Origin of the sequence: Rhizobium sp. CBN3 (assembly GCF_030518245.1) — a bacterium.
GTDB lineage: Bacteria > Pseudomonadota > Alphaproteobacteria > Rhizobiales > Rhizobiaceae > Rhizobium > Rhizobium aethiopicum_A.
The window spans coordinates 278,937-303,740 of record NZ_JAULSE010000004.1; the positions used below are offsets into that span (position 1 = coordinate 278,937).

Sequence of the window (24,804 nt, forward strand, 5' to 3'; positions counted from 1 at the left end):
CTCACTAGAAGCCGGTGCCGCCGCGCAACTCGATGACCAGCGTCTTGAACAGAATTTTCAGGTCGAGCAGCAGGCTGAAATTCCTGACATAATAGATATCGCAGGCGATGCGAGCCCGGGCTTGCAGCGGGCGCGCCGTCGGTCCGCGCCAGCCGCGTGTCTGCGCGAGGCCGGTGATGCCGGGGCGCATGATGTGGCGATGGTGGTAGTTCGGCACCAATTCTTCGTAGAGCCTGCCGGCTGCGCGCATGTTGATGGCATGACAGCGCGGACCGACCAGTGACATGTCGCCCCTGAGGACGTTCAGAAGCTGCGGCAGCTCATCAATGTTGGTCCTGCGGAGCAGAGCGCCGATGCCGGTCACCCGTCTGTCGCCCTTGACGGTCTGCTGGATGCCGCTGGGATCGCAAGCGTCGGTGTGCATCGAGCGGAACTTGAAGACGGTGATCTTCCGGCCGTTCAGGCCCCAACGGATCTGACGGAAGAATACGGGGCCACCATCGTCGAGTTTGATGAAAAGAGCGATTGCCAGGAAAAGCGGCGCCAGCACGAGGAGAGCGCTGGCCGACATGACGATGTCGATCAGCCGCTTTACCGCCAATCGCAGAGCGGCCTTTCTGTCGGAATCGAAAAAGCTCTCCGGCTGGCGAATGTTGGAGTTCGCTACAACCAGGGTCCGGATTTTGTTCTGACGCTGAGACGAATCGAAGCGTGAACTTATCTTCGAAGTAAAAGCATTCATTACTCAAAGCCCAGAAGTTTAGATGCGATACTGAACAGCGGGGAGACAGATACATGCTTACGTATGGTTTGTCATCGTTATAAATAAGAAATCGCTAAGCATAAAGACGCCAAAAATGGGAGTATTTCGCGTTAACCTTAATGCCTCTAGTTGAGTGGTGTTCGAAATTATACTTCTAAAGGAGTAGCCCGATTACGCGGGCGCGATGTCAGGCGGTTACCCAAATCGATTACCGGTCGTTCCAACAGATAATAACTGAGGCTTGCCACCAGAAGAACCAGCGCCGCCGTCAGTGTGCAGGATTGCAGCCAACCGGTGACCACATTCTCCGAGGAGGCCCCGAACGAGCCGGGGGCGAGTCTCTGAATCAATGTCAGGATGATCTCCTGCCAGATATAAATGCCGAAGGAGATCTTGGCGACGTAGCGGACAGGAGCGTTATCAAGCAGCCTGCCCAGACGCTGCGAATGGCTGAGTGAAATCAGCGCTGTTGCGACCGCCAGTGGAAAGACCGGAAATCCATAGGGGATGTCAAGCCAGCCGTAACCTTCGGGCGAGCCGCCGGGGGATATGAGAAGGCGGTAACCGGCAATCGCAAGGGCGAGGAGTGCCGCGGCGTCGAACCAGGGGGAGCGTCTTGCGGGCAACATCACTTCGATGCCCGCGGCAAGCGCGCCGAGCGCGAAGACGGCAAAGAAGCCGATCGGATTATAGTTGGGCATCCATTCCTTCGCCCCACCCTGAAGGCCATTTGCCCAGCCGCGCCCGATATCGTCGAGCGCAAAGAGCCTCAGGATCGTCAGATGGGCAAGAAGGACGACGGCAATGAAGCAGAGCCAGGCGGCGCGGGCGAAGAACGGACGTTGCCGCAGCAGCGGCAAGCGAAACAGCAGGAAAAAGCCGACCGGCAGGAGCACATAGCTGGTCACCTCGAAGGGAATGGACCAGAGCGGCCCATCGGCTTCGACGGGAAAAAACGTGCGCCAATGCCACTGGCTCATGAACAGCAGTCCCGAGACGTAGCGGACGACGAGTTCCGGCGTCAGCGGCAGGGCAAGCAGCGTCAGGCTGAGGACGAAGCTGACGCTGGCGGCGAACCAGAAGCCCGGAGCGATGCGCGCCAACCTGCGGATGGCGTAGTGCCCAAGGCTCGGCACGGCGCCGCCGGCGTCGAGAGCATGCCAGAAGGGGCGGGCAAGCAGAAAGCCGCTGAGCACGAAGAAGATGGCGACGCCGAAATTGCCGAAGCGGAGGACGTTTGCCGTCGGCGCCAATTCATCCGGAATTCTGCGCATATCCAGCCGGAGCGCGAGATGATGAGCGAGCACCAACAAGCAGGCCATCGCGCGCAGAAAGTCGGCTCCGGCCAGTCTGTTCTGTGCTCGCATGTCGTTCCCCGCCCTGCCCGATTCGGCTCAAACCGCCCAGGCTCGAAGCATTGCCGCGGAAGACCGCCTCGGCAAGGCCGGGCGGGCTCAGCCGAGGAGTTCGTTGGTGTAATAGGTGGAAAAGTCCGGCTTCTCCTTGAGCACGACGCCATTCGCATCGACGAGGATGCCGTTCTCGACCAGGAAGCCGCCGATGGCATCGGCCTTTGCCGGGTCAAGGGTGCCGATCACGCCGGTTTCGGATCTCAGGAAATGGCCTTCGATCAACGCCTTCTGAGATGCTTTTACCAGTTCCGTGTTCATCAGCGCACCGTTGCTTCCTGATATCAGCAGGTCGCAGGCTTCGTCGGGATGGTCGATGGAGTAGACATAGCCTTGACGTGTGGCCTGGATGAAGGCGCGCGCGTGTTCTCGACTGGCCGAGAGATAGGCGTCGCTGGAAACGATGACCGTCGTCTGCTCGTCGGGAATGCCGTAATCGGAATAGTGGAAGCGGCTGATCTTCCGGTTTTCCAGCTCGGCGGCGATGCCCTCCCAGGTGTAGATCTCCAGCGTGAAGTCGATCGAGCCATTGTCCAGCGCCTCATAGGCGGAGGTGCCGAGGGTGACGGTCTTGACGTCGCCCTTGCCGCCGTCGTTGCGGATCATCGCCGAGACCAGCGCGCTCTCCCAAGTGCCGCCGAAGCCGCCATAGGTCTTGCCGTCGAGATCTCTAGGGCTCTTGATGTCGTCGCGTCCGCCCTTGAAGATCAAGCGGGCGGTTTCCGTCTGGACGACGCCGTAGACCATCTTCACGTCACCGCCGCCAGCCCGCTGCGTGAGGGCCTCGATCTCGCTGCTGATGCCGAAGTCGGCGACCCCGTTCGACACCAGCGTGCCGGCGCTGGTGTCGGTAAAGGGTAGAATTTCGACGTCGAGGCCGGCGGCCGTGTAGAAGCCCTTCGCCTTGGCGACATAGATGCCGATATGGTTGGTGTTGGGCGTCCAGTCGAGCGCGATACGAACCTTTGCGGGGGCCGATTGGGCGAAGGCGGCGCGGCCGGCGAGGCTTGTTGCAATGGCGGCGAGGATCGTCTGGCGACGAGTGAGAAGCGGCATGGTGACCTCCTCAGGTCTTGAGAGCATGGCGCCGAAAAGTGTGAGCGTTTTCGCACGACATCAGGCTCTAACTCTTTAAATTGGAACAGGATTCGGACTTCAGGCCGGCCGGCCTAAAATCATCCTGTTCTTGCGGATGAAGCAGGGTTTGCAGGATTTCGGTCTCGATTGCCTGGGCCGCGGGTGAACCGAGATCGGCGATGCTTCTCGGGCGGGGCAGGGGAACGCGGAATTCGCGGATGACACGGGCCGGACGGGCAGACAGCACGTAGATCCGGTCGGAGAGGAAAACGGCCTCGCGAACATCGTGGGTGATCAGCAGCGCCGTCCAGCGATGTTCGGTCCACATGCCTTGCAGCCACTCCTGGATCTGCGTGCGGGTCAGCGCATCGAGCGCGCCGAAAGGCTCGTCGAGCAGCAGCATGTCCTGCTTCTGGATGACGGTGCGCAGCAGCGCAGCACGTTGGCGCATGCCGCCGGAAAGAGAGGCGGGGTAGTGATGCTCGAAGCCGGCGAGGCCGAACCGCTCGAAAAGGGGCGCGACAGCGGCGCGGGCCGCCCGACGGCCCATGCCCTTCACTTCCAGGCCGAGCGCGGCATTGTCGATGATCCGGCGCCAGGGCATCAGCGCATCACGTTGCGGCATGAAGGCAAAGGAATGCGGCGTCTGTTCCAGCGCTGCACCGTTGAAAAGCATGGCGCCGGAATCCGGCCGCAGCGCCTGTGTCAGCAGTCTCAGCACGGTCGATTTTCCGGAGCCGGATGGGCCGACGATCGATACGAACTCGCCGTTTGCGACGGTGAGTGAAATGTCGCTCAGAACCTTCATGCCTTCGAAGGACTTCGAGATGTTGCGCAGCTCAAGCATCTGACCGGTCATCGGCGCCGCTCCTGGGATGGCTGCCAGGGCATGACGAAATGCTGGATAACCAGCGTCAGCGCAAAGAGGCAGAGCGTCAACAGAGCGCTGACGATCACGGCGGCGAGCACGAGATCGGGACGGAAATTGTTCTTGGCGTTGAGGATGTAGATGCCGAGGCCGCTTGCTGCGCCGGCATATTCGGCAAAGATTGCGCCGACGACGGCATAGGTGATCGAGATTCGGAGGCCGGCGAAGAAATAGGGCAGCGACGAGGGAAACCGCGCCAGGCGGAAAATGCGCCAGCGGCTCGCCTTCATCGAATTCAAGAGCTCGGCAATGTCGCGATCGGTCGCCTCGTAACCCTGAAGCAGGGCAACGAGCAGCGGGAAGAAGGTGACGAGCGCCACCAGCAATATCTTGGGCACGAGGCCGAAACCGAACCAGAGAACGACGAGGGGTGCGATCGCCACCAGCGGCAAAGTCTGGCTGGCGATGAAGATCGGCAGCAGTGCCCGGCGCATGAAGGGCATGAAATCCATCAGGATCGAAGAGGCGAAGGCGAAGGCGAGCGACAGGGCGAAACCGCCGAGTGTCGCGCCGAGCGTCGGCCAAGTGTTTGATATCAGCCCCTCTCGGTTCAGCCAGCCCTGGACAAGGATGCGCGAAGGCGCCGGCAGGATGGACGGTTTGATGCCGGAAAGATCGACATAGAGTTCCCATGCCGCCAGAAAGGCAAAACCTGCGAGCAAGGCGGGCATTGCCCGGTACACGGCGAGACAGAGCGTCGCAAGACGCGAATCCGATGAGCGTGGCGATGTCATCGGCGTTCGATTTCAGGCTTTCGTCGGGCCGTTCGCGCAAACCTGTCGAGGGCATCGGTCTCGATGCCCAGCCTGCCGCGATTGGGGGCGATTGCCTTGACGGCATCGATAGGGATGCCGGCGGAATTGCCGGATGTCGGGTAGAGTGACACTTGCGCGCCGGAATGCATTTGGACCTCGCTCCGCTGGCATTACCCAGATCAGCTTAGAAGGGTCCGGAAGCTTGCGCCTCGCATCTCAGCCCCGGCGACACGGAGCTCCCCTGTTATTTCGGCGAAAACTATCATCGGGGTTTTCTTGCCGCAACCGCAAAATTGCAAAGCCGTCCGGCCGGTCGGGACGGGGCGCAGATGAAAAAACACCCGGACGGAGGTCCTGTCCGGGTGTTTTCCGAGGTTCCGTACCTGCCGGGAACGGAACCCGAGCGCTCGCCTCTCGGCGGCTATATCGGCGAGGGCGATCGGTACGGGGGCGGACGAGCGCCGATGCCATCATTCCAGCTTGTATCGGCCGGATACTCTCGCTGTCGCTTCTTCCTGCGCCTCGCGCTTTACGGCCGCGGGAGCAGGGGTTATAAAACCTCAACTAATATTGAGGTCAATAGGCGATGAATAGGATTTCTGCAGCGCCGCTCGGCAGGCTTCTGACGGTCGGCGAAGTGGCGCAACGCAGTGGCCTTGCCGTCTCGGCGCTGCATTTCTATGAGGCCAAGGGGCTGATCTCGAGTATCCGCACGCGCGGCAACCAGCGGCGCTACGGACGCGATGTGCTTCGCCGGCTCGGCATCATCAAGGTGGCGCAACGTGTCGGCATTCCACTTTCGGAAATCCAGTCGGCATTTGCCTCCCTGCCGCAGGGACGCACGCCGACGATTGCCGACTGGCAGACGCTGTCGGCGCGCTGGAAGGATGAACTCGACACGCGAATCAGACGGCTGAGCCTACTGCGAGACCGCCTGACCGGCTGCATCGGCTGCGGCTGCCTGTCGATCGAAAGCTGTCCGTTGCGCAATCCCTTCGATCGGCTCGGCGAGGAAGGGCCAGGCGCACGGCTGCTGGAAAGCGAAATCGAAGTGTGAGCTTTCATGGAAAAGCTCTAACCTCTCTGGGAAAGATGATGCGTCCTTTCTTTCGGCCGGCGCGCTCATATGTTAAGGGCGAATGGCGCAACAGGCGGCTTTGTCCGCGAGGAGGACGGCTTCGTGTTCCATCCGAGACTATTCGAAAATCGCAATGTCATCGTGACTGGCGCCGGGCGGGGCATTGGCCTCGAAGTGGCCCGGCAGTTCCTAGACTGCGGTGCGAAGGTGATCGTCCATACCGGACGCAAGCCAGGACGCGACCTGCCGGATTTTCTGCTGACGGCTGAATCCGAAAGGCGGGCGCTGCTGCTGCACGCCGATTTCACCGCCGCTGGCGGCGCTGCGCAATTTGCCGAAAATGCGCTCGCTTTCTTCGAGAAGGTGCATGTGCTCGTCAATAACGCCGGCACCATGCTCGGCCGTTTTCCTGCTGCCACACTGACCGACGCAGATTATGAGGCGATCGTGCGTTTGAACCAGACGTCGGTGGTGGCGCTGACGCGTGCGCTGCTGCCTGCCTTGAAGGCGGCGGAAGGTGCTGCCATCGTCAACACCGTTTCAATTTCCGCGCTGACCGGCGGCAGTCCCGGTTCTTCGATCTATTCCGCCGCGAAAGCCTTCGTTTCCACCTATTCCAAGGCGCTTGCCCGCGAGCTCGCGCCGGATGGCATCCGCGTCAATTGTGTCTCGCCCGGAACGATCGAGACGGATTTCCATGAGCGCTATTCCTCCCGCGAAAAGCTGGAGCAGACGAGAAAGTCTATTCCCTTGCAGCGGCTGGGCACAGCGGAGGACTGCGCTCCGGCCTATCTGTTCCTGGCGGCACCCTCCCTCTCCGGATACATTACCGGCCAGGTCCTCGAGATCAATGGCGGCCAGCTTATTTGCTGATTTAGTTAGACCTTTTTTGACATTTCATCACTTTTGGCAAATTCGCGTGTGCGAATATGCTATTGTGCTGATCTGCCTTTTCGCTCCCCTTCCGAGATGTCGAATGCCATTGCCCAAGCCCGAACCGGGAATGTCCGGTCAGGAACTGCACAAACTCGCTGGAAACGCTCGTGAGGCGAGCGATCTGCTGAAGGCGCTGGCGCACCAGACCCGACTTCTGATTCTTTGCATACTCGCGAATGAGGAGCGGACGGTCGGTGAAATCGAAAACATCCTCGGCATTCAGCAGGCAATGGTCTCGCAGCAGCTCGCGCGTTTGAGGCTCGAAGGCCTCGTCAATACGCGCCGTCAGGGCAGGCTGGTCTATTACCGTATCGGCAATACGAGCGTGCTTGCCTTCCTCGAATCGCTGTTCGATCTTTTTCCGGCTGCAGAAAACAATTAGTACCCGCCCTTGCGGAGCACGGTTGCTGCGTCGAAGATAGGCTGATCCGGATGATTTCGCGCCGGATCGGGAGACCGGATGATCGACAAGCTGGAATTTTTCATTGCCCTTGCCAACGAAAAGCATTTCGGCCGCGCCGCCGAGGAGTGCGGGATCTCGCAGCCGACACTCTCGGCCGCCATCCGGCAGCTTGAAGATCAACTTGGCGTCATGCTGGTGCAGCGCGGCTCGCGGTTTCAGGGGCTGACGCCGGAGGGGCAGCGGGTGCTTGAATGGGCGCGGCGCATCGTCGGCGACGCCCGCACCATGCGCGAGGAAATGCGCGCCGCCCGCCGTGGTCTTTCCGGCCACATCCGCCTCGCTGCCATTCCGACCGCGCTCGCCATGCTTTCGCGCATCACTTCGCCCTTTCAGGAACGACATCCCGGCGTGACCTTCTCGATCGTCTCGCGGAACTCGCTGCAGGTGCTGAGCATGCTGGAAAATCTCGAAATCGACGCCGGCATCACCTACCTCGAAAACGAACCGCTTGGCCGCGTTACGACCGTGCCCCTCTATGCCGAGCGCTACAATCTGATTACGGCCGCAGGCAGCCCGCTGTCCGATCGCGACAACGTGACTTGGCGGGAAGTCGGCGATCTTCGGCTTTGTCTATTGACGGCCGACATGCAGAACCGCCGCATCATCAACCGGCATCTGACGGAAGCCGGCGCCACGGTGCATCCGACGCTCGAATCCAATTCGATGATCGTGCTGTTCTCGCATGTCAGGACCGGACGCTGGGCAAGTATCATGCCGCGCAACGTCGCGAAATCCTTTGGTTTTCCCGTGGAAATCCGCATGATTCCGATCGTCGAGCCTGAGGCGCATCATCTGGTCGGTCTTGTCGCGCCTTATCGCGAGCCCTTCACCCCGCTCGTTTCGGCCCTGCTGCACGAAGCGAGAGTGCTCGTGCGGGATGAGGAGCTTTGATAGAAAAAACCTATCAATCCACGAGATAGCTTTATTGATCGTCATCGGCATCCCTGAGATGTTGTCGGCACGATGGCGCTCGGCTGGGGAGGCCTGCCATCCCGAAACGAGCAAGCCGCCGGGAGGGCTGCCTGATGACCATTCATATCGCCGCAGGCGATATCGCAGCGCGTACACGGACCATCGTCGCCGACCTTCGCTTCCTTGAAGGACCGCTGCTTCCCATTCTGCACGAGGTTCAGCGAGAATTCGGTTATGTGCCGCAGGAAGCCCTGCCTGTGATTGCGGAGGAACTGAACCTCTCGCGCGCCGAAGTGCACGGGGTGATGACATTCTATCACGATTATCGCGACCATCCCGCTGGCCGGCATGTGCTGAAGCTCTGTCGTGCCGAGGCCTGTCAGTCGACGGGCGGCGACGCGCTGGCTGACCGCGTCAAGGCGCTGCTCGGCATCGATTTTCATCAGACGACGCTCGACGGCGCCGTGACGCTGGAGCCGGTCTATTGTCTCGGCCTTTGTGCCTGCGCCCCGTCGGCGATGCTCGACGGCGAGGTTTATGGCCGGCTCGACGATCAGCTGGTGGCGGAACTCGTTGCGGAGGCACGTCGATGACAGTCAGGATTTATGTTCCGCGCGATGCCGCTGCGCTGGCGCTCGGGGCCGAAAAGGTGGCAAAGGCGATTGCCCAGGAGATCGCCGCCCGCGGCTTCGATGCAGAGATCGTGCGCAACGGCTCGCGCGGAATGTTCTGGCTGGAACCGCTGGTCGAAGTCGAGATCGCCGGCAAGCGCATCGGCTACGGGCCGGTGAAGGCAAAGGATGTGCCTGCTCTGTTCGACGCCGGAATGATGAACGGCGGCGGTCACCCGCTCTGTCTCGGGGAGGTTGAAGTCCTCCCGTTCCTGAAGGAACAGACCCGCCTGACCTTCGCCCGCTGTGGCATCACCGACCCGCTTTCGCTTGGCGATTATGAGGCGCATGGCGGCCTTGCCGGTCTTCGCCGCGCCGTTTCGATGACACCTGCCGAAATCGTCAAGGAAGTCACCGATTCCGGCCTGCGCGGACGCGGCGGTGCCGGTTTTCCCACCGGCATCAAGTGGAAGACCGTTCTCGATGCCAGCGGCGAACGCAAATATATCGTCTGCAACGCCGATGAGGGCGACAGCGGCACCTTTGCCGACAGGATGATCATGGAGGGCGATCCCCTCGTGTTGATCGAGGGCATGGCGATTGCAGGGCTTGCGACCGGCGCCACGAAGGGGTTCGTCTACACCCGTTCGGAATATCCGCATGCGATCGCGGTGATGAGCGAGGCCATCGGCCTCGCCCGACAGGCCGGCATTCTCGGCCCGTCGATGCTTGGCTCGGGCCGCGCCTTCGATATCGAGGTGCGCACCGGCGCCGGCGCCTATGTCTGCGGTGAGGAAACGGCCCTCTTGAACAGTCTCGAAGGCAAGCGCGGCATCGTGCGCGCCAAACCGCCGCTGCCGGCGCATAAAGGTCTGTTCGACTGTCCGACCGTCATCAACAATGTGATCTCACTGGCCTCGGTACCCGTCATCCTGGAAAAGGGCGCCGCCTTCTACCGCGATTTCGGCATGGGCCGCTCGCGCGGCACCATCCCGCTGCAGATCGCCGGCAATGTCAGATATGGCGGCCTCTATGAGACCGCCTTCGGTCTTTCGCTCGGCGAGATCGTCGACAGGATCGGCGGCGGCACGAGGACCGGCCGGCCGGTCAAGGCGGTTCAGGTCGGCGGGCCGCTCGGCGCCTATTTCCCGCGGGCGCTGTTCGATACGCCTTTCGACTACGAGGCCTTCGCCGCCAAGGATGGGCTGATCGGCCACGCCGGCATCGTCGTCTTCGACGACACGGCCGACATGCTGAAGCAGGCGCGTTTCGCCATGGAATTCTGTGCCGTCGAAAGCTGCGGCAAATGCACGCCCTGCCGCATCGGTTCGACGCGCGGCGTCGAAACGGTCGACAAGATCGCGCGCGGCATTGAGCCGGATAAGAACCGTGTGTTGCTTGGCGATCTCTGCAACACCATGAAATTCGGGTCGCTCTGCGCGCTCGGCGGCTTCACGCCCTATCCGGTAATGAGCGCCATGACGCATTTCCCGGAAGATTTTTCGCCGGCGCCGGTCGTGGAGGCGGCTGAGTGATGGTTTTTTATTCGAAGTTGCCCCTCACCCTAACCCTCTCCCCGCCTGCGGGGAGAGGGGACGTGCCACGAGGGCGCGTATCGAGTGAAGGTGGTGCGGCATACCCCTTCGCCCCGCTTGCGGGGAGAAGGTGCCGACAGGCGGATGAGGGGCATGCCTCACGGCGGTCGATACAGAAATCTAGCGGAGGTGCAATCCTTGTCTCTCATTCATGAAATCGATTACGGCACTCCCGCTTCGAAATCCGAAACCATGGTAACGCTCACCATTGATGGGCAGCAGATCAGCGTGCCGGAAGGCACCTCCGTCATGCGCGCCTCAATGGAAGCCGGAATCGAGGTGCCGAAGCTCTGCGCCACCGACATGGTCGATGCGTTCGGCTCCTGCCGGCTCTGTCTCGTCGAGATCGAGGGCCGCGCCGGCACGCCGGCCTCCTGCACGACGCCCGTGGCGGCAAACATGGTGGTGCACACGCAGACGGGACGATTGAAGGATATCCGCCGCGGCGTGATGGAGCTCTACATTTCCGATCATCCGCTCGACTGCCTCACCTGCGCTGCCAATGGTGATTGCCAGTTGCAGGACATGGCAGGCGCTGTCGGCCTGCGCGACGTGCGCTACGGCTATGAGGGCGACAACCACGTCAAGGCGCGCAGCAACGGCGACATCAATCTGAAATGGATGCCGAAGGACGAGTCCAACCCCTACTTCACCTATGATCCCTCCAAATGCATCGTCTGTTCGCTTTGCGTGCGCGCCTGCGAGGAAGTGCAGGGCACTTTTGCGCTGACGATCGAGGGGCGTGGTTTCGGCTCCCGTGTGTCACCCGGCATGCATGAGAACTTCATGGATTCCGAATGCGTCTCCTGCGGCGCCTGCGTCCAGGCCTGTCCGACGGCGACGCTGACAGAGAAATCGGTGATCGAGATCGGCCAGCCGGAGCATTCGGCCGTCACCACCTGCGCCTATTGCGGCGTCGGCTGCTCCTTCAAGGCGGAGATGCGCGGCGAGGAGCTGGTGCGCATGGTGCCGTGGAAGGACGGACAGGCCAATCGCGGCCATTCCTGCGTCAAAGGCCGCTTCGCCTACGGTTATTCCACTCACAAAGACCGCATCCTCAACCCGATGATCCGCGAAAAGGTCAGCGATCCCTGGCGAGAGGTGAGCTGGGACGAGGCCTTCGCCCATGTGGCGTCGGAGTTCCGCCGCATCCAATATCAGTATGGCCGCGACGCGATCGGCGGCATCACGTCCTCACGCTGCACCAATGAGGAAACCTATCTGGTGCAGAAGCTGGTCCGCGCCGGTTTCGGGAACAACAATGTCGATACCTGCGCCCGCGTCTGCCATTCGCCGACCGGCTACGGTCTGGGCCAGACATTCGGGACCTCGGCCGGTACACAGAATTTCGACAGCGTGGAACAATCCGATGTCGTCGTCATCATCGGCGCCAATCCGACGGACGGCCATCCGGTGTTCGGCTCGCGGCTGAAGAAGCGGCTGCGTCAGGGGGCGAAGCTCATCGTCATCGATCCGCGCCGCACTGATATCGTCCGGTCGCCACATGTCGAGGCTTCCTACCACCTGCCGCTGAAGCCGGGCACCAATGTCGCGGTGATGACGGCGCTGGCGCATGTGATCGTCACCGAAGGACTGTATGACGAGACATTCATCCGCGAGCGCTGCGACTGGTCGGAATTCGAGGACTGGGCCGCCTTTGTCGCCGAACCGCAGCATAGCCCCGAACAAACTGAGGTTTTCACCGGCGTACCGGCGGCGGATCTGCGCGGCGCGGCAAGGCTCTACGCCAAGGGCGGCAATGGCGCGATCTATTACGGCCTCGGTGTCACCGAGCACAGCCAGGGTTCGACCACGGTCATCGCGATCGCCAATCTGGCGATGGCGACCGGCAATATCGGCCGTCCCGGTGTCGGCGTAAATCCGCTGCGCGGCCAGAACAATGTACAGGGCTCCTGCGACATGGGTTCCTTCCCGCACGAGCTGCCCGGCTACCGGCATATTTCCGACGATGCGACGCGTGATATCTTCGAAAAGCTCTGGGACGTGAAGCTTAGCGACGAGCCGGGCCTTCGCATTCCGAATATGCTCGATGCGGCGGTCGACGGCTCGTTCAAAGGGCTTTACGTCCAGGGCGAGGACATCCTGCAATCCGATCCGGATACGAAACATGTCGCGGCCGGGCTTGCGGCGATGGAATGCGTCGTCGTGCAGGACCTATTCCTCAACGAAACCGCCAACTACGCCCATGTCTTCCTGCCCGGCTCGACCTTCCTCGAGAAGGACGGCACATTCACCAATGCCGAGCGGCGCATCAACCGTGTGCGCAAGTTGATGTCGCCACGCAACGGCTATGGCGACTGGGAGGTGACGCAGAAGCTTGCGCAGACGATGGGGCTCGACTGGAATTACGCCCATCCGTCGGAGATCATGGACGAGATCGCCGCGACGACGCCGAGTTTTGCGCTTGTGTCCTACGATTACCTCGACAAGATGGGCTCGGTGCAGTGGCCCTGCAACGAGAAGAACCCGCTCGGCTCGCCGATCATGCATGTCAACGGTTTCGTTCGCGGCAAGGGCAAGTTCATCCGCACCGAATATGTGGCGACCGACGAACGCACCGGCCCGCGCTTCCCGCTGCTGCTCACCACTGGCCGCATCCTCAGCCAATATAATGTCGGAGCGCAGACACGACGGACCGAGAATGTCGTCTGGCACGCGGAAGACCGGCTGGAGATCCACCCGCACGATGCCGAACAGCGCGGCGTCCGCGATGGCGACTGGGTTAAGCTCGCCAGCCGCTCCGGCGACACCACGCTCCGGGCGCTGATCACCGACCGTGTCGCGCCGGGCGTCGTCTATACGACCTTCCATCACCCCAATACGCAGGCCAACGTCATCACCACCGACTTTTCCGACTGGGCGACCAACTGCCCGGAATACAAGGTGACGGCGGTGCAGGTCTCGCCGTCGAACGGGCCGAGCGACTGGCAGCTCGAATATGACGAGCAGGCGCGGCAATCGCGCCGCATCGCCGGCAAGCTCGAAGCGGCGGAGTGACAATGCCGGGGCGATTTGACATTGTCGGCGAGCTCCTCCCTTCTCCTCGCGAGGAGAAGAGGAGGCGTCTGTGATGACTTTCGCCATCACCGCCCGTGCTCCCGAAACCGCCCGCCGCAACGGCGTCATGCACAGCGGTTCGCGCATCGTGCCCGAGGAAGTGCCGATCGCCTTTTCCTATGGCGGTAGTTCGCATGCGGTGATGATGGCGACACCGGCGGATCTTGAGGATTTCGCCGTCGGCTTCAGCCTGACGGAAGGAATTATCGCCAGGCCGGCGGAGATATCCGCCATCGAGATCGTCGCGGGTAGGCAGGGCATCGACGTGCAGGTCAGCCTTGCCGACGACGTCGCCGATCGGCTGCGGGCCCGCCGCCGCAGCATGGCCGGACCAGTCGGCTGTGGGCTCTGCGGCATCGAATCGATCGAACAGGCGGTGCGGCCGGTGCCCGATGTCTCGACATCGCCGTTGACGCTGTCTCATGCTGATATCGTTCGCGCCGTATCATTTCTGAACGAGGCGCAGCCGCTGCATCGTGAAACGCGGGCCGTACATGGCGCTGGATTCTACCTTCCCGGCGGCGGGATGATCGCGGTTCGCGAAGATGTCGGCCGCCATAACGCGCTGGACAAACTCTGCGGCGCCGTTATCCGCGCCGGTGAAAGCGGCGGAAACGGCGCGGTCGTCGTCACCAGCCGGCTGTCGGTCGAAATGGTGCAGAAGGCGGCGATCCTCGGCAGCCCCGCACTTATCGCCATTTCAGCGCCGACGGCCCTTGCCATCCGCACGGCCGAAGCGGCCGGCATGACGCTCGTCGCGCTGGTGCGCGGCGAAGATTTCGAGATTTTCACATACCCGCACCGCATCTCGCCCGAAAGCATCGCCGATGTCGCATGATACCAAAACCAAGCTTGTCTATATGGCAAATCAGATCGCCACCTTTTTCAAAAGCCAGCCGCAAAACGAGGCCGCACAAGGCGTCGCCACGCACATCAACAAATTCTGGGAGCCGCGCATGCGGCGGCAATTGTTTGAAATTCTCGAAAAGGAGGAAAACGGTCTGGATGCTCTCGTGCTTCAGGCCGCTCCCATGATCCGCAAGCCGGAGGCGGAGGCAAACCGGGTCCGGTAATTCAAAGTGGTGTCTGCCGGAGGGGAGACAGCAGCAAACTCCTGCGCACGCGCCACTGCCCTCTATACCGGCACCATGTATATCCTTGCCGTCATGCCGGCGCCCGGTCTCATCGCCAACGCGCTGGTCAGGCCGCTTCCGGACAAGTGGTTCTGAGGGATGGCGAGGTCGCGGCGCTGCAAGAAAGTCGGCGGCAATAAAAAACCGCCGAAAGCGGCGGTTTTCCGATATCCAATTGTTCCGGCAGATCAGGCAGCCAGTTCATCCGTCTCATTTTCCTTGAACATCTTGGCGAGGTTCAGGAAGCAGATCATGCCGTTTTCCGAAGCGATGATGCCTTCGCAGAAAGCGCGGTCGAAGGAGGCGGTCACCTCGGGCACCGGCTGGACCTGGCTGGACGAGATGGTGAGAATATCCGAGACGCGGTCCACGAGCATGCCGATGACCATGCTATGAACTTCGGCGACCACGATGGCGCTGCGTTCGTTGGCAACCGTACTCTTCATGCCGAGCTTATAGGCGAGATCGATGATCGGGATGACCGAACCACGCAGGTTCATGACACCGATAACATCGGCCGGCGAATGCGGGATCGGGGTCGAGGGCGCCCAACCGCGGATTTCGCGGATGGTCGTGGTCTTGACGCAAAATTCCTGATCATGGAGGCGGAAGGCAATGATCTCGAGCGTATCGCCGCTGAAGCTAGTGGAATTGATCGTGGCCATTAGAATTCTTCCCAACTGTCGTAAGCCAAAGCAGAAGCGGGTGCGCCACCATTGGCGCGGACGAGCTTTGCCTTCACACCACGCGATGACTTTGCACTCAAAGCATCGTTACGGTTAGCGACGACATTAACGGAAGAGTGTTGCCCAAATCTAAATCGGGAACGGGAGTGTGAAGCTTTTCCGCCTCGCTCTACTTCAGCCGATCGTCATTTCGATCTGCGAGACGGCCCAATCGACCTGCTCCCTCGTTATAACAAGTGGCGGAGCGAGGCGAATCGTGTGGTCATGGGTGTCCTTGGCGAGAAGGCCGCGCTCCTTCAGCGCATGGCAATATTGCCGCGCGCCGCCGGCTTCGGGCTCCAGCTCGATCGCCATCATCAGGCCACGGCCACGTACATCTCTGACAATGTTGGAGCGGATCGACCTCAAGCCTTCGAGGAAATAATCGCCCATCGCGGCGGCGTTCTCGATCATGCCTTCCTCCACGAGCACCTTGAGGGCCGTGCGCGCCACCGCGCAGGCGAGCGGATTGCCGCCGAAGGTCGAACCGTGCTGGCCAGGCTTCAGCACGCCCAGCACCTCGGAATTGGAAAGGACGGCGGATACGGGATAGAAGCCGCCGGAAAGCGCCTTGCCGATCAGCGTCACATCGGCCTCTATGCCTTCGTGCTCCTCCGCCAGCAGCTTGCCGGTACGGCCGAGGCCGGTCTGGATCTCATCGAGGATCAGAGTGACGTTGTTGTCGGTGCAGAGCTCGCGGATGCGGGTGAAATAACCGGCCGGCGGGATGATGACGCCGGCTTCGCCCTGGATCGGCTCGATCAGGGCTGCCACGGTATTGCCGTTGATCGCGGCCTCGAATGCCTCGGCGTCGCCGAAGGGAATGATGCGGAAGCCCGGCGTGTAGGGGCCGAAGCCGGTGCGGGCGTCGGGATCTGTGGAGAAACTGATGATGCTCAGCGTGCGGCCATGGAAATTGTCGGCGCAGACGATGATTTCCGCATTTCCTTTAGGAACGCCCTTGACCTCGTAACCCCATTTGCGCACCGCCTTGATGGCGGTCTCCACAGCCTCGGCGCCGGAATTCATCGGCAGGATCTTGTGCGAGCCCGTCAGCGCCGCAAGCTCCTCGTAGAGATGGGCGAGCTGATCGTTGCGGAAGGCGCGGGATGTGAGCGTCAGTCTGCCCGCCTGTTCGACCATGGCGGCGAGGATCTTCGGGTGGCAATGGCCCTGATTGACGGCAGAATAGGCCGAGAGGCAATCGAGATAACGATTGCCGTCGGTATCCCAGACATACACGCCTTCGCCACGCGTCAGCACCACGTCGAGCGGCTTATAGTTGTGGGCGCCGAGTCGCTGTTCCGTTGCGATCAGTTTTTCCGAAGTGTTCATGGCGCTTCTCCCTCAGCTTGTCTATGCGGCGCGTGTCGGACGATCGAAGATGCGGCGGCCGAAGAGGCTTGCCGTCAGTTCCACCAGTATACGGGCGCTCTTGCCGCGATCATCGAGGAACGGATTGAGCTCGACGAGATCGAGCGACGAGACGAGGCCGCTGTCGGAAAGCATTTCCATGACAAGATGCGCTTCGCGGAAGGTCGCACCGCCAGGCACCGTCGTGCCGACTCCGGGCGCGATGTCGGGATCGAGGAAGTCGAGATCGAGGCTGACATGCAGCAGGCCGTTGGCCTTGGCGACAACAGCGAGAATCTCGCGCATGATGGCGCCGATGCCCTGCTCGTCGATCGCCCGCATGTCGAAGACGTTGACGCCGTGTTCATGGATTTCCTCGCGCTCGCGCGCATCGACCGAACGGATACCGACTTGGAAGACATTCTTCGGGTCGACGAAGGGCCGGTCCTTCGGGAGGATTTCGGCGAAATCCGCCTCGCCGCAGAAGAAGGCAACAGGCATGCCGTGAATATTGCCGGAGGGTGATGTTGCCGGAGAGTTGAAATCGGCATGGGCATCGAGCCAGAGCACGAAGAGCGGGCGCTCCTTGCTGGCGGCATAACGCGCCATGCCGGAGACGCTGCCCATCGACAGGCTGTGATCGCCGCCGAGAATCAGCGGAAAGCGGCCGGCGGCGGCGACGTCATAGACGCTGCTTTCCAATGCGCGGGTGAAGGCACCGACGATCCTCAGATTATGGGCTTTCGGATGATTCGGCAGATCCATCGCCGGCACGACAGAGAGATCGCCGATATCGGCGACGTCGTGGCCGAGATCAATTAGGGTCTGGTCGACGCCGGCGATCCGCAGGGCGGCAGGGCCCATGGCGGCGCCTCTGCGACCCGAACCTTCTTCCAAGGGTGCGCCGATGAGGGTGACAGATCGCGATTGCGCATTCATTCGAGGGCTCCGTTTGAGGCCTGTTTTCGGCCGATAGTGGGATAAAGGGCTGGCGGCAAAAAGATGGAAAAGTGCCAGAAATGGATTATGATTGCGCAGATTGATAAAGCTATTTTGACAAAGTGTTCGACGTGGACGATCTCGATACCGAACTTCTGAGTGCGCTTCGCCACAATGCTCGCATGTCCGTCTCCTCGCTCGCGGCAATGACCGGTGCATCGCGGGCAACGGTCGCCGCCCGTATCGACCGGCTGGTCGCCGGCGGCACCATCGTCGGCTTCACCATCCGCACCAGTCACGAGACGCGATCCGCCGGCGTGCGCGCGATCGTCATGATCGAGGTGCTCGGCAAGCTCGCCGACCGGGTGGCCGATCAGCTCAGGGGCTTGCCGCAGGTGCGGGCGCTTCACAGCACCAACGGCAAATGGGATTTCGTCGCCGAACTGGAGGACCGCGATCTTGCCGCCTTTGACGAGACGCTGCGTCGAATCAGGTTGATCAACGGCATCAATTCGACCGAGACCAACATTCTTCTTAAAACGAGCAAGACGGGTTTCTAAGCTGCTTTAATATTCCCGTTCATAGACGATGCCCGCTTCGCCGGCGCCATTCCCGCCGGCGGCTCCCCGCAATTTGACGCCGCGGCCGACATCGAGATTGATGATTGCCTTGGCGCCGGCCGAGCCGCCCTGCTGCAATTCGAAATAGGTACGGTCGTTGAGATAGCGGCCGACGCTGACGCTCGTCTGGCCCTTCGCGTCGGTGCTGATGTCGAAATCGTCGACGCCGAGCTGGTTGCGCAGACCCTCGAAAAGCGAGGTGGAGCGGTTGCCGGCCAGCTGGCTGACGGCGTCGGCGAGCTGGGCGATCTGCACCGGCGAGAGCTTCGACATCGACTGGCCGAAGATCAGCTGCGCCAACACCTCGTCCTGCGGCAGCTGGGGCGAGGAGGAGAAGGTGATTGACGGATCGGTGGCAAGGCCTGAGACATCGACCGTCAGGGTCGTCGTGCCGGAGGTGGAGGTCGCTTCCATGTCAAGCGCCGGCGTCAGGTCGCCGGCAAAGGTGATTTTGCTCTTGTCGGAGAAATTGAGGCGACGATTGAGAATGGTGAGCCGGCCGCGGCGCATTGTAAAGCCACCGGTGACGATCGGTGCTGCCGCCGTTCCGCGGATCGTCACGAGACCTCCAAGCTCGGCATCGATGCCGCGGCCGCGCACGAAGATCTGCGAGGGCGCATCGATTTCGAGGTCGAGTGTGATAGTCGAGGACTTCTCGCCCGGCTTCCGTTCACCGTCATGGCGCAGCTGCGCCAGCACTGCTCGCGGTGCGTTTTTATGCCGGATGTCGATTTCACGGAGTGAGGTCGGCAATCTTTCCGGGACAGTGATCGAGGTCTTGTCCAGCCGAAGCTTGCCGCTCAGCGTCGCACTCAGGATCGGCCCGCGCAGGCCGACCGTCCCGTTGACGGTCGAGACGACAAGCGTTCCGTCAACATAGACGGCCTTGTCGAGCTTGATCGAAATGTCGGCGGGAAATCCGCCGGCGGGCTGGATGCCGATGGTACCGCTTGCCGAAATCGTGCCGCCGCCGCCCAGATTGCCGCTGAGGCGCGAGATGACGGCCTGGTTGCCATTGAAGGTGACTGTGGCTGCGAGATTGTTGACGGCAAGATTGCGCCTGACGTCGACAAGCTTGGCGCCTGATGTCGAGACCGTGCCGTTGATGACGGGGGCTGCGGCCGTTCCGCCAATCTTAAGATCGACGCTGGCGACGCCGTCGGCGACAAAGCCCTGCTGTGCGAGCGGGGCACCAAGTACGGCGAAGGGAACATTGCCGTTGAAGCGCATGTCGATGGCGCGGTTGCCTGATATCACGACGCTACCGCCGCCTTTCAGCGACATGCCGGCGTCGCCGGCAAGGCTGGTATCGACCGTCAGCCTGTTGTCGGCAAGCTTGCCGGATGCCCCGATGCTGAATGACGAAAGACCGGCGCCTTTCGTCTGGCTCGTCGCGGCATTTTTCCAGTCGACCTTGAAATCGACGGCGGGCGAGGACAGCGCGCCCGTCGCCTTGGCCGTTGCCGTGATCGTACCTTCGGCTCCGATGCCCGGAACAAAGCCGTTGGCGATGGCGGCCGGAACATTGGCAGCGTTCGCGGTGACGTCGATCGATCGGATCGTAGTGCCTGCAATGGAAAGATTACCGGCGGCTTTCAGCGAAATGCCGCCACTGCCGCTGAGGTCGGCATCGAAATCCAGTCGGTCGCCGGCATATTTTCCCGTCGCCGCCAAGGCAAGGCGGGAGAGGCCGGCGGCCTTGGTGTGGCTGGTCGCGGCATCTTTCCAGTTCAGCTTGAAATCGACGATCGGGTCGGCGGGCGTTCCCGATGTCTGGGCGCTCGCCGACAGTGTGCCTTCGGCACCGAGGCCGGGAACAAAGGCATTGGCGATATTCGCCGGCAGCGCCGGAATATCGGCATTGATCGAAAGGTCGCGTATGGCCGTTCCCGCGATCGTCACGCCACCCGCCGCCTTGGCCAACATACCGTCTTTGCCGGCAAGGCTGGCATCGAAGTCGACCCTGTCATTGGCGAACTTGCCGGAGGCCGCGGCACTCAGGCCCGACAAGCCGCTGCTCCTGGTCTGGGCGGTGGCGGCGTTCCTCCAATCGAGCTTGAAATCGACGGCGGGTTTGGGCAGCGCTCCTGAGGCAGATGCCGTTCCAGACACGGTGCCCTCCGCGGCAAGACCGGGAACGAAGCCGTTGGCAAGGCCCGCGGGCAGATTGGCGAGATCGGCTTTGACATCAATGTTGCGGACCGAAGTGCCCGATATCGCCACATTGCCCGCGGCATTCAGTGAGAGACCGTCCTGGCCGCCAAGATTGGCGTTGAAGTCGAGCTTGTTGTCCGCGAGGTGTCCCGATGCGGCAAGCGCGAGGCCGGAAAGATGCGCGCTTCTGGTGTGGCTGGTTGCGGCGTCCGCCCAGTCGAGCTTGAAATCGGCCTTGGGTGCTGCGGGTGTTCCGGCTGCCGAGAGCGTGCCGGATATCATACCGCCGGCCGCCAGATCGGGGACGAAGGCATTGGCGAGAGCGGCGGGGAGTTTGGCGATTTCGGCATCGACTTTCATACTGTCGATTGTCGTACCAGCGAGAGCGACATTGCCCATGGCCTTCAATGAGAGACCTTGATCGCCACCGGCTGCCGCGTTGAAATCCAGCTTGTTATCGGCAAATTTCCCCGATGCGGTCATGCCGAGAGCGGCAAGGCCGGCACGCTTCGTGTGGCTCGTCGCAGCGTCTTTCCAATTGAGGTCGAAATTGGCGGTGGGGGCCGAAAGCGAGCCCGCAGCCGAGACCCTCCCGGAGACCGTGCCTTCGGCGGCGAGATCGGCGACGAAGCTGTTTGCCAGGCTTGCCGGGATATTTGACAGCGTCGCATCGGCCGCGACGGTGCCGATCGTCGTGCCGGTAACGGCGACGTTGCCGTTCGCTTTCAGCGAGAGGTTGTTGGCGCCGGCAACCGCCGCGTCGAAATCAAGCTTGTTGTCGGCGATCTTTCCGGATGCGGTGACACCAAGACCGGCGAGACCGGCCCGTTTCGTGTGGCTCGTCGCAGCGTTTTGCCAATGGAGATCGAAATCGGCGGTCGGAGCTGCAAGCGACCCGCTGGCCGCGACCGTTCCGGAGAGAGCGCCTTCCGCTGCGAGATTGGGAACGAAGCCATTGGCAATCGCTGCCGGGATATTGTCGAGTGTTGCGTCGACCTTGACGTCGCCGATCGTCGTCCCGGCGATATCAACGTTGCCGTTTGCCTTGAGCGAGAGTCTGTCGGCACCGATGGCTGCGGCGTCGAAATCGAGCTTGTTGTCCGCGAATTTGCCGGACGCGGTCACATCAAGAGCCGCGAGGCCGGCGCGCTTGGTGTGGCTCGTCGCGGCGCTTTTCCAGGCGAGGTCGAAATTGCCGGTTGGAGCCTTAAGGGAACCGGAGGCGGTCACCTTTCCCGTGATCGCGCCTTCGGCGGCGAGATCGGAAACGAAACCATTGGCGACCTGCGCCGGCAGGTTGAGAATATCGGCGTCGATATCGATCACCGGCGCCGTCGGATCAGCGAGCCCGACATCGCCGCGGGCCTTGAGCGACAGGCTGTCGGCCCCGGCGATGGTCGTATCGAAATCGAGCTTCTTATCGGCAAACTTACCGGTGGCGGTGATGCCGAGCGGTGCCAGGCCCGCGCCCTTAAGCTGCCCTGTCGTCGCATCCTTCCAGTCGAGTTTGAAATCGGCGATGGGTGCTGCCGGCGTTCCCGTCACGGCAATCGTTCCCGAGATCGTGCCGCCGGCCGAAAGGTTCGGCACGAAACCATTAGCCAGCGCTGCTGGCAGTTCGTGGATGTCGGCATTCAGCTTCAGCGTCTCGCCGACGGAGCCGGTGACGCTCACCGAACCGGTGCCTGTTTTCAGCGTCAGTCCGTTCAGACTGGCGGTGCCGCCGCCGATCGCGACCTCAGTCGGTGCGGCAAGCTCGACCGGGATGTTGCGGGGGCTGGCCGAGAAGCGGTCAAAGTTTACCGCGATCGTGCCGCCTGGCGCCTGGATATTGCCGGCGGCCAGCACCGGATTGCCGTCATAGGCGGCGTTAAGATCGAAATCGGTTCGGTTCTGCTGCCTGGTGAAATCGAGCGAAAGGCCGGCGAGCCTGTTTTCTCCGGCAGCCAACTCTTCGGCGCGGATTGTGCCCTTTGCCGCAAGGGCGCTGAGATCGCTGACCGTGAGGTCAATATCCGGCTTGACGATCGCCAGCGTATCGCGGCGGATCGAGGCGCCTGATGCAATGAGCTTGAGCGCGATCTTGCCGCCGTCGCTCTCGATGCCGAGCGAACCCTTGAGATCTCCTTCGGCTTTCTGGCCGCCGAGCGCAGCTAGCAAGCCGAGCTTGGGAAAATCGAAGGTCAATGCGCCCGAGGGCGTCAGGGAGGGCGAAAGCTCCAGCTTGCCGGTCAGCCGGTTGCCGCCGACATCGGCGGTCAGTGCGGGAATGCTCGTCTTGCCGTTCTCAGAACGGATGTCGCCGTTGATACCGATCGGCTGTCCGTCGATCGTGCCGGTGGCCGCAAACTTCCCCTGCGGCGCCTTGGGATCGGCGACACCCGACAGATCGATATTGAGGTTGGCGAGCGCGCGATCAGCCATCTGCAGGCTGGGAGCCTTGATATTGGCGGTCACGGAGATCGCCGGCAGTTCGCCTCCGATCCTCAGCGCGTAACCGGCGCCGCCACTCGCGCTCGTCATCAGCTTGCCGACATCGGGCAGCCGACCTGAAAGATCGGCGTTCAACATCGAACCGTCGAGCGCGACGTTGCCGGCCGCTTCAAGCGTGCCGGATTTCAGGACGAGATTGGACAGCGCGAATTTCCACGGGATCGTGCCGGTCACCTGGCTTTCGAGCAAGATCGGCTGATCGAACCTGCTCGTCGCCGCGGACGGCAGGGCCGCCGGTTCGACACTCACCTTGACATTGCCGGTCAGCGCGCGGTCCGCCAGCCGATAGGAGCCGTTGAGGCTGCCGTTGATATTGGCGCTTTCGACGGTGGTGCCGTTGAAGCCGATGTCGCCCGACGAAATCTGGAGCGGCGAGGCGATGGTGATAGGGCCTTGAACTGCGCGATTGAGGTTCGGTTCGGCAAAGGTCGCGTCGCCGGCTACGAGGCGCAGCTGAACGCTGCCGGAACGGGCGGCAAGATTAAAGGCGTCGCTCTTTGCCGTCAGCTTGACGTTGCCGATATCGGCCTGCGGCAGGGTTGCGCTGTCGAGCGAGCCGCTGAGGCTCAGTCGGGCGGCCTGCGCGTCGCCTGTCAGAGCCAGGTTGAGGCCCGATATCAGGAAGCGCGCTTCGCCTTCGGCCAGCGGCCAGCGGAAATCGACGGGGCCGGATGTGCCGAGCAGATTGGCGTTCAGGCTGTTGTTGCCGGCCGGATCAAGCGCTCCCGATGCGGCGATGACGACGCTGCCGGTGGCGATATTGCCGGTCTGGATATCGATCTTGCCGTGGTCGTCGAAGGTGGCGGCAAGGTCGATATTGGTCTGGCCGGCGAAAAGCGGCCGGAATGCCGCGGGAAGAAGCGAGCTCAGGTCACCGCCACCCTTGAGATCGAGATGGTGCAGCCCCTCTGCGCCAATCGCATGCCGGCCCTCGATTGCAGCGCGCTGTTGCCCGTCGAGCGCAGCCTGTATCTTGCCTGTCCAGTCGGATATCGGACCCTGGCCGTCGAGGTCGATGTTGACGGCAGGATTGCCAGGCAGGCCGAGGAAGCCCGCCAACAGCCCACCCTTCGGCTCGGCAAGCTGCGCCTTCAGCCGCAGCCGGTTTTCGGCCGGCGCGTAGGCGATATCGGCAGTAAGGCGCGCATCCGGAACCGCGTGGCGGCTGACATTGACCATCGCTTCGCCGCCGTCGCCATCCGCCGAAAGGCTGCCGTCGGCGGCGAGCGCGAAGGCCCGCCCGGCAAAAGCTTCGGCCAGTTTGATATCGGGCAGGGCCACATGGTCGACATCGATCTTGACCGGAAGTGCGAAGCCGCCGGAATTTTCGGCGCCGGGCCGCGAAGGCAGGGTGCGCACCGGCTTGCGCAGCACGTTGATCGTGTCGATCTGGAAACGTTTGGCGTGGAATGTTCCCGTCAGCAGCGCCAGCGGGTTCCAATCGATTGCCACACCGTGGATTTCCGCAAAAACGCCCCTCGTGTCGGATAGGGAGATTTCGGCGGCGCGAAGCCCGCCGGTCAAAAGGCCTTCCGGTTCGCGCACCTCGATCGTCATGTCGCGGTTGGAAAGGGTGGAGGCGATCCTTTCGGTGACGATGCGGGCGCCAAACGAGGTGAAGCCGAAGATCGCGAGCGCCGCCACAGCGAGAATCAAAATGGCGCCTACGGCATAGCCGGTGACCCGCACAATCCAGTTGACGATTTTTGCCAGCGTTTGCATCGGCGCGGACTACCCCGTTTTCATGCGGCCCATCGATCGGAAAGAACCAAAATCGGCAAC

Annotated in this window: 20 protein-coding genes and 1 riboswitch; of the genes, 11 read left to right on the forward strand and 9 right to left on the reverse strand. The window is 62.0% G+C overall.

Going from position 1 to position 24,804, the window contains the following annotated elements:
* Positions 1-4: 4 nt before the first annotated feature.
* The 5 genes from QWJ46_RS09150 to QWJ46_RS09170 form a co-directional block, all read right to left on the reverse strand.
* Positions 5-742, reverse strand: coding sequence for a sugar transferase (locus tag QWJ46_RS09150; RefSeq protein WP_184454810.1), 738 nt, complete (start codon positions 740-742; stop codon positions 5-7).
* Between the two features lie 167 nt (positions 743-909).
* Positions 910-2,130, reverse strand: coding sequence for an acyltransferase (locus QWJ46_RS09155; protein ID WP_302750805.1), 1,221 nt, complete (start codon positions 2,128-2,130; stop codon positions 910-912).
* A gap of 87 nt (positions 2,131-2,217) precedes the next feature.
* Positions 2,218-3,228, reverse strand: coding sequence for an ABC transporter substrate-binding protein (locus tag QWJ46_RS09160; RefSeq protein ID WP_302750806.1), 1,011 nt, complete (start codon positions 3,226-3,228; stop codon positions 2,218-2,220).
* Positions 3,229-3,295: 67 nt separating this feature from the next.
* Positions 3,296-4,108 carry an ABC transporter ATP-binding protein gene (locus QWJ46_RS09165; protein WP_302750807.1) on the reverse strand — a complete coding sequence of 271 codons (813 nt, stop codon included), beginning with the start codon at positions 4,106-4,108 and terminating at the stop codon, positions 3,296-3,298.
* Positions 4,105-4,911, reverse strand: a complete 807-nt coding sequence (locus QWJ46_RS09170; protein WP_302750809.1) for an ABC transporter permease — start codon at positions 4,909-4,911, stop codon at positions 4,105-4,107. Before QWJ46_RS09170 ends, QWJ46_RS09165 begins: the two co-directional genes overlap by 4 nt.
* A 160-nt stretch (positions 4,912-5,071) precedes the next feature.
* A riboswitch (TPP riboswitch) is annotated at positions 5,072-5,185 on the reverse strand.
* A 333-nt stretch (positions 5,186-5,518) separates the two neighbouring features.
* Here QWJ46_RS09170 and soxR point away from each other — a divergent pair.
* From soxR to QWJ46_RS09220, 10 genes are all read left to right on the forward strand, one after another.
* Positions 5,519-5,989, forward strand: coding sequence for a redox-sensitive transcriptional activator SoxR (soxR, locus tag QWJ46_RS09175; RefSeq protein ID WP_184454815.1), 471 nt, complete (start codon positions 5,519-5,521; stop codon positions 5,987-5,989).
* A gap of 123 nt (positions 5,990-6,112) precedes the next feature.
* Complete coding sequence (locus tag QWJ46_RS09180; RefSeq protein ID WP_302750890.1) at positions 6,113-6,883, forward strand: SDR family NAD(P)-dependent oxidoreductase; 771 nt, start codon at positions 6,113-6,115, stop codon at positions 6,881-6,883.
* A gap of 103 nt (positions 6,884-6,986) precedes the next feature.
* The gene (locus QWJ46_RS09185) at positions 6,987-7,328 is read left to right on the forward strand and encodes a helix-turn-helix transcriptional regulator (protein ID WP_184454816.1); all 342 of its coding nucleotides are present in this window, start codon (positions 6,987-6,989) and stop codon (positions 7,326-7,328) included.
* A gap of 78 nt (positions 7,329-7,406) precedes the next feature.
* Positions 7,407-8,300 carry a LysR family transcriptional regulator gene (locus QWJ46_RS09190; protein ID WP_302750813.1) on the forward strand — a complete coding sequence of 298 codons (894 nt, stop codon included), beginning with the start codon at positions 7,407-7,409 and terminating at the stop codon, positions 8,298-8,300.
* Positions 8,301-8,434: 134 nt separating this feature from the next.
* A complete protein-coding gene (locus tag QWJ46_RS09195; protein ID WP_302750814.1) occupies positions 8,435-8,914 on the forward strand; it encodes a formate dehydrogenase subunit gamma in 480 nt (159 codons plus the stop codon).
* A complete protein-coding gene (locus tag QWJ46_RS09200) occupies positions 8,911-10,467 on the forward strand; it encodes an NADH-quinone oxidoreductase subunit NuoF (RefSeq protein ID WP_302750816.1) in 1,557 nt (518 codons plus the stop codon). The genes QWJ46_RS09195 and QWJ46_RS09200 overlap by 4 nt, the downstream gene beginning before the upstream one ends.
* A 198-nt stretch (positions 10,468-10,665) precedes the next feature.
* On the forward strand, positions 10,666-13,545 hold the full coding sequence (fdhF, locus tag QWJ46_RS09205) for a formate dehydrogenase subunit alpha (RefSeq protein ID WP_302750817.1): 2,880 nt from the start codon (positions 10,666-10,668) through the stop codon (positions 13,543-13,545).
* Positions 13,546-13,618: 73 nt separating this feature from the next.
* Positions 13,619-14,443, forward strand: a complete 825-nt coding sequence (fdhD, locus tag QWJ46_RS09210) for a formate dehydrogenase accessory sulfurtransferase FdhD (protein ID WP_302750819.1) — start codon at positions 13,619-13,621, stop codon at positions 14,441-14,443.
* Positions 14,433-14,678 (forward strand): formate dehydrogenase subunit delta, encoded by a 246-nt coding sequence (locus QWJ46_RS09215; RefSeq protein WP_302750820.1) that lies wholly within the window; start codon positions 14,433-14,435, stop codon positions 14,676-14,678. Before fdhD ends, QWJ46_RS09215 begins: the two co-directional genes overlap by 11 nt.
* Before the next feature lie 6 nt (positions 14,679-14,684).
* Positions 14,685-14,834 carry a hypothetical protein gene (locus QWJ46_RS09220; protein ID WP_302750905.1) on the forward strand — a complete coding sequence of 50 codons (150 nt, stop codon included), beginning with the start codon at positions 14,685-14,687 and terminating at the stop codon, positions 14,832-14,834.
* A gap of 92 nt (positions 14,835-14,926) precedes the next feature.
* Here QWJ46_RS09220 and QWJ46_RS09225 read toward each other — a convergent pair whose 3' ends face one another.
* The 3 genes from QWJ46_RS09225 to rocF form a co-directional block, all read right to left on the reverse strand.
* Complete coding sequence (locus tag QWJ46_RS09225; RefSeq protein WP_064707940.1) at positions 14,927-15,403, reverse strand: chemotaxis protein CheW; 477 nt, start codon at positions 15,401-15,403, stop codon at positions 14,927-14,929.
* Between the two features lie 195 nt (positions 15,404-15,598).
* Positions 15,599-16,798 carry an ornithine--oxo-acid transaminase gene (gene rocD, locus QWJ46_RS09230; RefSeq protein ID WP_184454822.1) on the reverse strand — a complete coding sequence of 400 codons (1,200 nt, stop codon included), beginning with the start codon at positions 16,796-16,798 and terminating at the stop codon, positions 15,599-15,601.
* Between the two features lie 21 nt (positions 16,799-16,819).
* Positions 16,820-17,755, reverse strand: a complete 936-nt coding sequence (rocF, locus tag QWJ46_RS09235; RefSeq protein WP_184454823.1) for an arginase — start codon at positions 17,753-17,755, stop codon at positions 16,820-16,822.
* A 122-nt stretch (positions 17,756-17,877) separates the two neighbouring features.
* Here rocF and QWJ46_RS09240 point away from each other — a divergent pair, with 122 nt between their 5' ends.
* Positions 17,878-18,315 carry an Lrp/AsnC family transcriptional regulator gene (locus QWJ46_RS09240; protein WP_184454824.1) on the forward strand — a complete coding sequence of 146 codons (438 nt, stop codon included), beginning with the start codon at positions 17,878-17,880 and terminating at the stop codon, positions 18,313-18,315.
* Between the two features lie 6 nt (positions 18,316-18,321).
* Here QWJ46_RS09240 and QWJ46_RS09245 read toward each other — a convergent pair whose 3' ends face one another.
* A complete protein-coding gene (locus tag QWJ46_RS09245) occupies positions 18,322-24,744 on the reverse strand; it encodes a translocation/assembly module TamB domain-containing protein (RefSeq protein WP_302750822.1) in 6,423 nt (2,140 codons plus the stop codon).
* Positions 24,745-24,804 lie beyond the last annotated feature (60 nt).